The sequence below is a fragment of the Amedibacillus sp. YH-ame6 genome, assembly GCF_053848845.1.
The window spans coordinates 14,323-26,665 of sequence record NZ_JBSPEZ010000006.1; the positions used below are offsets into that span (position 1 = coordinate 14,323).

At 31.7% G+C, this 12,343-nt stretch carries 8 protein-coding genes; 7 read left to right on the top strand and 1 reads right to left on the bottom strand.

What is annotated here, in order from left to right; all coding sequences use genetic code 11:
- Positions 1 to 23: 23 nt before the first annotated feature.
- Positions 24 to 1,001, bottom strand: a complete 978-nt coding sequence (locus ACWG0P_RS05875) for an IS30 family transposase (protein WP_455800934.1) — start codon at positions 999 to 1,001, stop codon at positions 24 to 26.
- 342 nt (positions 1,002 to 1,343) lie between these two features.
- On the opposite strand from ACWG0P_RS05875, the gene ACWG0P_RS05880 reads away from it, so the two are divergent.
- The 7 genes from ACWG0P_RS05880 to ACWG0P_RS05910 all read left to right on the top strand — a co-directional run bounded on the left by ACWG0P_RS05880 (position 1,344) and on the right by ACWG0P_RS05910 (position 12,318).
- On the top strand, positions 1,344 to 2,693 hold the full coding sequence (locus ACWG0P_RS05880; RefSeq protein WP_455800935.1) for a Wadjet anti-phage system protein JetA family protein: 1,350 nt from the start codon (positions 1,344 to 1,346) through the stop codon (positions 2,691 to 2,693).
- An 18-nt stretch (positions 2,694 to 2,711) separates the two neighbouring features.
- Positions 2,712 to 3,332 (top strand): DUF4194 domain-containing protein, encoded by a 621-nt coding sequence (locus ACWG0P_RS05885; RefSeq protein WP_455800936.1) that lies wholly within the window; start codon positions 2,712 to 2,714, stop codon positions 3,330 to 3,332.
- Complete coding sequence (locus ACWG0P_RS05890; protein ID WP_455800937.1) at positions 3,301 to 6,546, top strand: ATP-binding protein; 3,246 nt, start codon at positions 3,301 to 3,303, stop codon at positions 6,544 to 6,546. Before ACWG0P_RS05885 ends, ACWG0P_RS05890 begins: the two co-directional genes overlap by 32 nt.
- On the top strand, positions 6,533 to 7,738 hold the full coding sequence (locus ACWG0P_RS05895; RefSeq protein WP_455800938.1) for a Wadjet anti-phage system protein JetD domain-containing protein: 1,206 nt from the start codon (positions 6,533 to 6,535) through the stop codon (positions 7,736 to 7,738). The genes ACWG0P_RS05890 and ACWG0P_RS05895 overlap by 14 nt, the downstream gene beginning before the upstream one ends.
- 368 nt (positions 7,739 to 8,106) lie before the next feature.
- A complete protein-coding gene (locus ACWG0P_RS05900) occupies positions 8,107 to 10,662 on the top strand; it encodes an NYN domain-containing protein (RefSeq protein ID WP_455800939.1) in 2,556 nt (851 codons plus the stop codon).
- Between the two features lie 199 nt (positions 10,663 to 10,861).
- Positions 10,862 to 11,284 (top strand): DUF6508 domain-containing protein, encoded by a 423-nt coding sequence (locus ACWG0P_RS05905; protein ID WP_455800940.1) that lies wholly within the window; start codon positions 10,862 to 10,864, stop codon positions 11,282 to 11,284.
- A gap of 131 nt (positions 11,285 to 11,415) precedes the next feature.
- Entirely contained in the window at positions 11,416 to 12,318 is a 903-nt protein-coding gene (locus tag ACWG0P_RS05910) for a helix-turn-helix transcriptional regulator (protein WP_455800941.1), read from the top strand.
- Positions 12,319 to 12,343 lie beyond the last annotated feature (25 nt).

Genomic DNA, 12,343 nt, shown 5'->3' on the forward strand with positions numbered 1-12,343 from the left:
AATAAATATACGAATGAAGAAAATCAAGATAATTCTAATATATTTTGTATTTCTAAATTAAATAAGGATTTTGCAGATTTATATCCTAATATTTTACGCTTTTTGTCATTGATTTGATCGTTATAATGTTGAATTGTTGAATTAGAGATTGTGTTGATAGCGTGACCCTTTGGGATGAAGTAACGAACAAGTCCATTACAGTTTTCATTGCTTGCACGGTCGCAAGATCTATAAGGTCTACCAAAGTAAACGGTTGTTCGTTTTTCTTTTGCAGTTGGTCTTTTTTCAATATCCTTATGTCTTGCAAACTCACCTCCATTATCAAAGGTTATAGACTTGAAAACTTTAGAAAACGAAGAGCCAAATAGTTTTTCTAAGATATTGATTTTCATATATACTTGCTTTGCGGTTTTGTTAGAAAGAGGAATCATGTAATACATTCTTGTTTTCCTTTCCAACAACGTTAGAAGAGCCCCACTACCGCCCTCACGGCCACCAACAATCAAGTCTCCCTCCCAGTGTCCAAACTCGATTCTGTCCTTAGGGTCAAAAGGACGTTCTGTGATAGATGTACCCTTTTGTGCTTTAGGAATGTATGTTTTTTTAATTCTGTTTCTTCTGCTACACATGCGCGGGAGATCCAAAGGCATAAGAGGCATTTTCCCTTGGTGAACGTAGTGATAAAAGGTTTTTGTACAAACGGTAGACATTCCTTGAATTTCATCTGCTCTGTTCAAAATAAGGTCATGAATAACTTCATCAATAGAAGATAATTTTTTTGCTTTTACTTCGTTTATAACGATGTTTATAAATTGTTCTGCTTTGATTAATATAGAAATATTTGATTGTACATGTTTACGACTTCGACGGTTAAATGCAGCCTCAGATGATAACGTACTAACAATGGTAAGGTTCGATTTCATGATGTCTACTTTTGCATCGATTATGATGGAATAAATATTTGAAACAGTGGTACCAGTATCTGAAGCAATTGATTTCACTAGGGCTGTTCTGCCAGTATTTCTGATTTTTCCCTTGTGTAAAGCATAGTGCTGCGAAAGGGAATTAACAATGTTTCGAGTTGAAAAGATGATAAGTGTTTATATTTATCTTTGAAAATGTTAAACTTAGTTTGGCTCATAAATACTACCTACTTTCTTTGTGGTGAACTAAGTATACTGTATTTATGAGCTTTTATGTTGCTTTTATAATTCCACCTTCATTTTACAATAGGGAATATAAGACAAAGACTATGAATACATCTTTTTATATACCTTTAAATATGATAAAATATGCATGATAATACTTAAAAAGTAGTTAAATTAAGAGGGGAAGGGATTGCGATGAATAATATTTATGACACACTACCTTTAAATTTTTTCAATCTATTCAATAATACATCAAATAAACAAGTGATGAGTGATTGTCTATTTGTATTGTATGACTATATAAAAAATGATGCGTCTTTTGCGGCACTAAAAGAGAATATAATTTTTGAGCTTAGTCAATATTTTGCTACCCATATTGTTAACTTTGGTGATATTGAATGTGTACAACCAAAAGATAGAGCCTTGTACGTATACAAAAGATTAAGAGAGTGCGGATGGTTGAATGAATCAATTGAGGATAATTACCAAATTTATGCAAGTTTTGAAGATTATGCAATGATTATCATTGAGGCATTACTTGGATTGGATAAAGAAAGAGATGTCGAATATTCAAGTATGGTTTATAACATATATTCAGCTTTTGCAAATTTCGACGTTATAAATGGACATAAGATATTAGATGCGCAATATGCTATGACAAAAGAGTTAATTACAAAGTTGAAAAACTTGAATACAAATATCAAACGCTACATCAAAAGGTTGTTAAAAGATAACATGAAGAATAATCTAAATGAGTTGCTGGATTCTTTGCTGAGTGAATATCAACTTAAAATAGTTGATCGAGCCTTCTATAATTTGACAACAAGAGATCATCCTTTAAAATATAGAAATAGCATTATTTCACAAATACATAGTTTGCGCATGGATGATAATGCAGTGGATACTATCGTTAGAAATTATATGGTCAATAAGGAGATAAACTATGAAGCAGCAAGTGATTTATTCATAGAGCAGACAGATTATATCATTGATGCATTTGAAAATATTTTAGATTTAATCAATGAGATAAGTAAAAAGAATGAGCGTTTTGTATCATCAGCAACTAATCGTATTATGTTTTTAATAAGTGTGAAAGAAGATATAAGCGGAAAAATCAATAATATTATAAAAGCAAGTCAAAAAAATGAGAATTTGCTGGATGAGGTCAATGCATTTTCTATGAATAAAATATTAGATAGGGATTCGTTATACACAACGAGGCGAGTAAACAAGAAGTTTGAGGTTGAAGAAATAAATTTAATTGAATTGGATGAGCAAACCAAGAAGAAGGCCCTGCAAATTTTAAAACAAGGAAAAAAATATACAAAAAATGCAATTGAAACTTGTGTATTAAATTCATTAAAAGTAAATGCAGAAATCCGTGGGTCACAATTTTTAGAAGAACAAGACGACATATCCACATTGATACTTGCATGGCTATATGGTTATAGTAAAATGGCAAAATATCAAATTGAACCAATGGATTATAGTGTAAAGAAAAATAACTATGAATTTAGAGAATTTATCATTCGAGAGGTAAAGTAAATGACTAAAAATGAGACAATGCATGAAATATTGCGTGAATATGAAACATTATCAGATACGAAAAAAGAAGAGTTTTCCAGGATAACAAATCGTTTATTAGCTGTTAATTTTTTATGTGGCGGAAGAAAAAAAGATCGTAATGATTTTTATTATATTAGTAGTTATGAAAAACTATTCCATGATTTTTTTACGATCATTGATTATCGCTTCATTTTAAATAAGGTTGATCAAGTGGCTTATATAAGCAGTAATCGTAATTATAATCATATGATTTTAACCCAATTATACTCAGTTGTTTTATTGTTGTTAAGAAAATTGTATTTTCAAAAATCACAAGAACTTCAGGATTCAGACTTTATTAATATCAGTGTTGGTGAATTGCATGCGGAAATTGAAGCCACTGGCCTTTATGATAAACGTATTAATAAAACGGAATTAAAAGATGTCTATAGTTTCTTATCAAAGTACAATATATGTGAAAGAATCGGTGAGTTAAATGAGGATGAAACGCGACTTATTATATATCCTACTATAAATTACGTCTTACCTATTTCAACGATAGAAGATATCACAAATAAAATTAATACTTATAAAAAGGGGGATGAAGATGAAAACATTGACGAAAGTGAATCTGATTAATTGGCATACATTTTTAAATGAAAGCTTTCCAATCCATAAAAACACGTTATTTACAGGAGAAAATGGAACAGGCAAATCGACAGTACTTGATGCGATGCAATATGTATTGACGCTCGCTCAATGCAAGTTCAATTCTGCGGTTGGGGATAATGGAAAAAGAACGATAGAATCATATATGCGTTGTAAAAGTGGGGTTGAAGGTAAAGAGTACTTAAGAAATGGTGATGTGTCGACCTATGTCGCTTTGGAGTTTTATGATGAGAAAATTCGCACCTATCAAACGATTGGAGTAGCCTTGGATTTAAGTACAGGACAGCAAAAGCCTAACCGTGATTTCTTTCAAATTAATCATACAAAAGTTGACGAAATTACATTTGTAAAAGAAAACAAAGTCTTAACACGCAGTCAATTTAAGCAGTGCCTTACAGAAAATGGACAGATTGCTCTTTTCAAAAACGGTATTGGAGATGCTAAAAATCTATTTGCAAATGCATTAGGAGTCAAACAAAAATACTTTGACTTGGTCACAAGAGCATTGGCATTTAAAGCAATCGATAATGTTTATCAGTTTATCCTGGATTTCCTTTTAAAAGAAGATTTTGTTGATATACAGAATTTACGCTTTAGTATACAAGACTATAAGCGCTTAGAGGAGCAATTAAAAATAACAGAAAATGAATGTAATCATCTTAGTGATATCAATGATAGAATCAATGAATATCATAAGTTAAAAGTTGAAATTGATACACTTACTTTTACAATTGAGAAAGTACGAGAAAAGCAATTGCTTCATTCAATTAAAGTGGATACTCAAGAAGTAGCAAAACTTACACAAGATATTACGACATGTGAACGTAGACTAGTTGAACTAGATCATAACTATGAAACATATTTTAGACAACTTGATAATCTTAAAAATTTACTGAATCAAAATGAAGCTTATAAACAAAAGGAAGTTCTAGAAAAAGAATATAATGAGCTCAAAATTGAAGAAAAGAAGAATTCACATGCATATTTTGAAACAATACATGAGTTAGAGAATGAAGCAAAATTATGTAAGCAACTAAAAGTTCAAAAATCATTTAGCGACTATATTAACCAAAAGAATTATTGCACAGATCAACTTTCGCTTTATCTACAAGATATTAAAAACTATGTTACTGAGAAAAACAGTGAATTATCAAAAGAATATAGTGAAAAAGGCAGAGTAATTGAAATTGAAAAAGAGCAGTATAATTCCAGTGTAAAACGTTATCAGGCACTAAAGGATAATCGTTTATCTTACAAGAGAGAAGTACAACAATTAATTGATTTGTTAAAGGATAAGTTGTTTCAACATTTTGGAAAACAAATTGATGTAAAACCTCTTTGTGAATATATCGAAGTGAAAAATGAAGAATGGAGAAATGCGCTAGAAGGCTACTTGAATACTCAACGGTTTGATATCATTCTAGATCCAGAATATTTTGAATATGCAACTTTAGTTTATGAAGAGTATAAGAGTAAACAGGGTATATTTGGTGTTGGTATTGTAGACGTCGCTAAATTATCAAAATATTCAGAAGTGGAAGCGGGGAATACATTATTACAGCATGTTTCATGCAAAAATACATTTGCTCAATGGTATGTAAATATGTTGTTGAAAAGCATTGTTTGTGTAGAAGACACCAAATTATTACGACAACATACATCTGCAATTACCAAAACGGTTATGCTTTATAAAAATTACACTGTGCGTGCTTTGAACCCTAATATATATCGAACTCCATTTATTGGGATAGGTGCAATTAAAATTCAAAAGAAGATGTTAGAGGAAGAAATACACATTGCGAAAGATAGCATTAATAGCTTGATGTTAGAATATCAAGCACTTGAAAGCACATTAAAAAAATTACAAGAGTCAAAAGTAGATAAATTGATTTTTCAAATACAGCTTGTAGATATTTATCAAAATATTGTAAAGCAAATGGAAGATGTTAAACAGAGAATCTCAAAACTTAAAATTGATGATTCTATTTTTGCTATACAAGAAGAGCATGATAAAGTTTCAAAAGCATTTGAGGATACAAAGAAAATGAGAACGAGCATATCCGAACATAATGGTGATATAAAAAGCAAGAAAGTTCAATTAGAACATGATATTGAACAAAATAAAAACAATCAATTTACTTTACATGAAGCAATTATGGAATATGAAATGGATCATTTAGATTCAACTCAAATAGCAGATGATAATATTGTTGCGTACGAAAAAAAGTTTTCAAGAAATTATAAACTTATACAACAGGATATCGAAAAAAACAAAAGTGATTGTTTAAAATATGTAGCAAGATATGAAAGTGATATTGTGAATGAAATGAACAAATACAATATTGAATTTAATATTGGTTTTGAAAATTCTCTATATGCAACAGAATCTTATATTTCAAGATATCATTTATTACGTGATTTGGATATTTTGGATAAAAAAGAAAAGACACGTCTTGCCAAATTAAAGTGTGAAGAGTCTTTTAAAACTTCTTTCATTTCAGGCTTGAATGAAAAAATTTCAAACGCTAAGAATGACATTAACACTTTAAATAAGGGATTAATGAAGAGAGATTTCAATGGGGAAACATATGAGTTTTGTGTGAATCCAACAACAAAAGATCACTTTAGAGAATATTACAAGATTATCCAAAACGGAAAAAATTATATGGCAAATGATCTACTTTCTGAAACATTGGATGATTCCCAAAGAAGAATTATGGATGAATTATTTGCAAAGCTCGCGAACTCTGATAATGATAAAGAAACCGAGAAAATGTTACAAGCATATACTGACTATCGCAACTATCTCGATTATGACATTAAGATAAATTATAGTAATGGAGAATTTGCTTATTTTTCCAAAGTTAATAAAGAGAAATCTGGTGGGGAAACACAAACACCTTTCTATGTAATTATGGCTGCCAGTTTTGAACAAATTATCAATGTTCGTAATACGGATGAAGATTTCGGCTGTGTTGTTATCTTTGATGAAGCCTTTAATAATATGGATGAGCAACGTATACAAGAAATGATAAAGTTTTATAACGATCGCGAAATTCAAACATTTATAGCTGTTCCGCCATCACGTGCAAGTACAATCATTCCCTATGTAAATACGCGCTTACTAGTCATTAAACAAGGAAATCAATCCTTTATAGAAGTGGTTCGCGATGATGAATTATAAGGAAATAATTTTGTCTTCTTTTATCAATCGATATGAATCGAGTTCCTTTGTACAAGGGAAGACGACAAAAAAACGTAGAATTGCAATTGCACTAAGAAAAATGTTTTCAGATTATGGAAAAAGCAATTATTATCTAATAACAGAAGAAATTGAGAAAAATATAGTTGAACTTTTGCAAGATGGCTTTATTATGAAAGGCAGAAGTTGGGAATTTGGAAATAAAGAGATAGCATTAAACCAAGAAGAGGACAGTATCAATAAGATATATGCATTCTTAAAAAGAGATAAATTGGAAACAACGAATGAAACTCTTTTGAATATAGTTAAGAAGGAAATGGAGAATTCATATTTGTATACCTTTTTAAAACATATCTATGATGCGATTCAATCCTATGAGACAACTTCACCTTATGTTGATAAGAATTCTGTTACATGCTTAAATGATGTAATCTCAATTTTAAAGGCGATGCATAATCTGAATCAAGAAATATCATTTCGGAAATTTTCAATTCAGGTTTTTCATGATTCAAAAAAATTAGAACAATACAAGCAAAGGATATTTTTTATAATACGAGATTTTTATCAACAAGATATTGAAGATGCAGATGAAGCTTTCGCATTTTATAATATATTAAAGAATCCTTCTTACGTATATATTAAAGGTAATATGGTGATCCAAATTAGAGGTCAAATCATTGATCTAAAAGAACTTAATTATGCTTTCGCTATTTCAAGTGAAAACATATCTTCATTAAAAATCCATAGCATTCACGCATCGAAAGTAATCACAATTGAAAACTTAACATCTTTTTATGATATGGAAGTAAAAGATTCTTTATTGATATATTTAGGTGGATATCATAATGCAATAAGACGGAACTTCTTATTTAATATTTATAGTATTTTAAAAGATAAGGTTCCCTACTATCATTTTGGAGATATCGATGCAGGAGGATTTTACATATACTTAGATTTATGTAAAAAAACGAAAATCCCTTTTAAAACATATAAAATGGATATAGCTACCTTACAACAATATATAGAATATGCCAAGCCATTAACACAAAATGATAGGGCAAGACTATCAAAGTTGAAAGAACTGTATTCCCATCCTGTTATTGATTTTATGCTAGAAAAAGGTATTAAATTAGAACAAGAAATCATAGAAAATAATGTCATTGATGTTGAGTAGACAAACGATATTCATAACAAGCAAAATAAACAAACGCTCTTTTGAACGATGTATTCAGCAGGGCGTTTTTGCTTATTGTGGTGAGAACTGAACAAATGCTACACAGCCTATATCTGAATCAACAGAAAGACTAGCTTTTTTGTAAAATGCAATCGTAGCAGGTTGGCAATTAAAAGAACTTTTTGGTAAACATGGGAATACTGTTCAAGAACAGAATTCAGCAAGGCACTACCAAAGCTTAAAAGAAAATGGAACTAAAGAAATTTAACTAATGATGTGTCTTATTGTATAAGCGAGCGTTTTTAATTAATTAAGAATGAGTTTTAAGAAAGAGACTGTTATAATATACATATGAAAAGAGTGAGCAGATGAGAAATTTAATTATTGGTACCTTAGCACATGTAGATGCAGGTAAAACAACATTATCTGAGAGCATGCTATATAAGAGTGGTACAATACGCAAAATAGGAAGAGTCGATCATAAAGATGCTTTTTTAGATTATGATGAACAAGAGCGAAATCGTGGTATCACCATTTATTCGAAACAGGCCATGCTACAATGGGAGAATACAAGGTATACCTTATTAGATACACCTGGGCATGTTGATTTTTCTACAGAAATGGAACGAACTTTACAAGTTATTGATTATGCTATTATGGTCATTAGTGCTCTAGATGGAGTTCAAGTGCATAGTGAAACGATATGGAATTTGCTACAACATTACCAAATTCCAACGTTTATTTTTATAAATAAGATGGATATCGCTCATGCTGATAACACGCATATGATGAGGGAATTGGAACAGAAGATTCATGCATCCTGTATCGATTTTACATCACAGGATGAGGATTGGATGGAGCGTATTTCACTTTGTGATGATCTACTTTTGAATGAATACATAGCGAATGCTACAATAGCACAAGACTCCATTCGTAAACATATTGCAAAGCGACATATATTCCCCTGCTTTTTTGGTTCTGCATTAAAAATGGATGGTGTGGAAGCATTGTTAGATGCGCTGCACTGCTTTACCGATACGAAAGTATATTCAGAAGAATTTGGTGCGAAAGTATACAAAATCACACGAGATGAACAAGGTAATAAGCTGACCCATATGAAGATTACTGGAGGTATCTTACAAGCAAAAGAAAAAGTGAACGCTTTAGAGAAAGTGGATCAGATTCGCTTGTACTCGGGAAGTAAATATCAAGTGGTAAATGAAGTTGTCGCAGGGCAAGTGTGTGCAGTTAAGGGATTAAAGCATGTTGTTGTCGGAGAAGGTTTTGGAATACAGAGCGATGCATCACCAGCTGTATTGACATCTTATTTAAACTATAAAGTACTCCTACCAAAAGGTTGTGATATTTCCAATATGTATAAACAGTTCTTGTTATTGGCAGAAGAAGATCCACAATTGTGTGTACACTTTCAAGAAGCTCATCAAGAAATAACAATACAATTTATGGGGGAGATTCAAATCGAAGTATTGAAACAACGGATAAAGGAAAGAGTGAACATAGATGTTTCCTTTGATCAAGGTAGCGTTGTATATAAAGAAACTATCACAAAAGCTATCGAAGGTGTTGGTCATTTTGAACCACTTCGCCATTATGCGGAGGTACATGTATTATTAGAGCCTCTTCCAAGAAATAGCGGAATGGTATTTGAAACAACATGTTCTCAAGACGTATTACCTAGACAGTGGCAACGCTTAGTGCTTTCACACTTACAAGAAAAAGAACATATTGGAGTTCTTACAGGTTCAAATATTACAGATATAAAAATAACATTGATCGGTGGTAAAGCGCACTTAAAACATACAGAGGGTGGTGATTTTCGACAAGCAACTTACCGTGCTATACGGCAAGGCTTGAAATCAACAACAAGTATATTACTTGAACCATATTATTCCTTTCGCTTAGAAGTACCTCGTCAACATTTGAGTAAGGCAATGCACGATATACAAATGCGCTACGCTTCCTATGAAATTGTAAAAGAAGATGAACAAAGTGTAACACTACAAGGAAGTGCACCAGTATCCGCTATGCAAAACTATCAAATGGAGTTGCATGCATATACCAAAGGAAAAGGAAAACTTGTATGTCGTTTACAGGGGTATGAAGAATGCAGTCATACACAGGATATCATAGAAGAAATTGCCTATGATAGTGAACGAGATATAGAGCATCCAACTGGTTCTATATTTTGTGCACATGGATCAGGATTTTATGTACCATGGAATGAAGTCTATGACCATATGCATGTAAAGGCATGTTGGACACCACTTAGCATACAATCTCAAGTAGTAAAACAACGCAACTATCATGTTGATGATGCGGAGGTGGAACGCGTCATGCGCATGACCTATGGGGAAGTAAAACCAAGAGTAAAAGAAAAGCGTGTAGCACTTGATGAGCGGACAATTCAAGCAAATGAAACAAAGCCACAATGTTTTATTGTAGATGGTTACAATATCATATATGATTGGGAAAATTTAAAAGAGATAGCACGTGAAAATCTAGATGCTGCTCGGAATCAATTAACACATTATATGAGTAGTTTCCAAGGGTATAAGAAATGTGTATTGATCCTTGTGTTCGATGCGTATAACGTACCAGAGCGCATGCAGAAAGAATATTATAATGGAAGTATTTATATCGTTTATACAAAGACTGCCCAAACGGCAGATAGCTATATTGAAAAAACAACACATGAACTTGCAGAGAAGTACAATATTACTGTTGCAACTTCCGATGCATTAGAACAACTTATTGTAAGTGCACAAGGTGCTCGTCGTATGTCCGCTAGGGAATTACAAAATGAATTGAATTTTATCGCAAAAACAAATCGAGCAGAATTTGAAAGCCGTCAATCTAAGGTTGGAAATCGTATGTTGGAAGATTTACGAAAGATGAATGAATAAACGAAGTGTTTATTCCATTTGAAAACCAAAATAAACTAGTGTACTATGCAGAATTTGAAGGAGGAACTTCCAATGATGTCAAGTACATGGTATAGAAAAATAAGCTGAATCCTTGTATTAGATAGTATGCTATGAATATAAGTAGAGATGAAGTTATTCATACTTTCATGTTAATAAGTAGCTATGGAGGTCAAATGTAATGGGTAAATATAATGAGTTAACGAAATATATTAACTATATTGATGATGACAATTTTGGCGAGTGGGTTATAGATGATAAAAATGAAGGGACTATAGATAATCCTATCCAAATGCCTTTTGTAAGTTATTTCAAAATGATAATAGACTTTGAAAAAGATATTTATAAATTTGTGGAAACATATCCAAATTTGAATCTCAAACGATATTGCGATATCCTTGAAAGTTATGGTATCGAGTGGTCTAGTGAGTCAATGAAAGAAGCTGATTTATCAAACATTGATGAACGTTGTGTACTTGCTCTATTGTTAGGTATAATACGAGCAGATCGAATGTGTGAAGGAACATTATTGAGCTTTTTTAAAAACGGAAGTATAAGAAAATGGCTTTCGTATTTAAGAGAGATTGATGAAAATCAAAGTTAAGATTTTATATATAAATTTTAGCTCTTTTCATTTGAACAACTTTTAAATTGATTATCTATACTTATAATAGTATGATTAAAACATGACCACTCATGTCAAGTTCAATGCATGAAGTAAGGGAGCGTGTTTTTATGAAGGATAATAGATATTTTCAAATGGTGTATCTTTTGTTAGAAAAAGGGAATATGACTGCCCCAGAACTAGCAAAGCATTTTGAAGTGTCAGTGAGAACGATATATAGAGATATCGATATTCTAAGTTCTGCTGGTATACCTATATATGCTACACAGGGAAAAGGAGGAGGAATTTTTATTCAAGATAAATTTGTATTGAATAAATCTATCCTTAGTGAAGAAGAACAAAAACAAATCATTATGGCATTACAGGGAATTAGAATGGTGGAAGATGATAATACAAGTGTATTACTATCAAAGTTAAGTAGTGTGTTTCAAAAACAAGATACAAACTGGTTTGAATTTGATTTTTCAAGTTGGACAAAAACTGGTGCGAGAAAAGAAGTTTTTCATACACTACAAAGTGCAATTTTCAAGAGTAAGAAAGTATCCTTTCAATATTACAATGGAAAAGGAGAAGCTGTTGAGCGTTTAGTGGAACCATTGAAGTTGGTATTCAAGTCCTATGATTGGTACTTATACGGATTCTGTTGTATGAGAGATGATTATCGTTTTTTCAAGCTAACACGCATTAAGAATTTGGTTATGAAAGATGATGGATATGTACGAGCGGTACCAGAGGGGATTTTTTCAAGATCCGAAAAGTTTGAAATGGACATGGTCAAAGTAACGCTTTTATTTGATAAAAGCATGTCCGTTCAAGTATATGAGAAATTCGATGAAGAGGTAACAGTAAGAGAAGATGGGAATTTAATAGTAGAGACACGGATGCCCAATAATGAACTATTATTTCGCTATGTTCTTTCATGTGGTGAGAAAGTAGAAGTTATTTCTCCTCGAAGTATACGCGATATCATATCAGAAAGAGTAAGAAAAATAGCAGATAAATATAAAACATGACACGGCTTTGCAAGTTATAAATGGT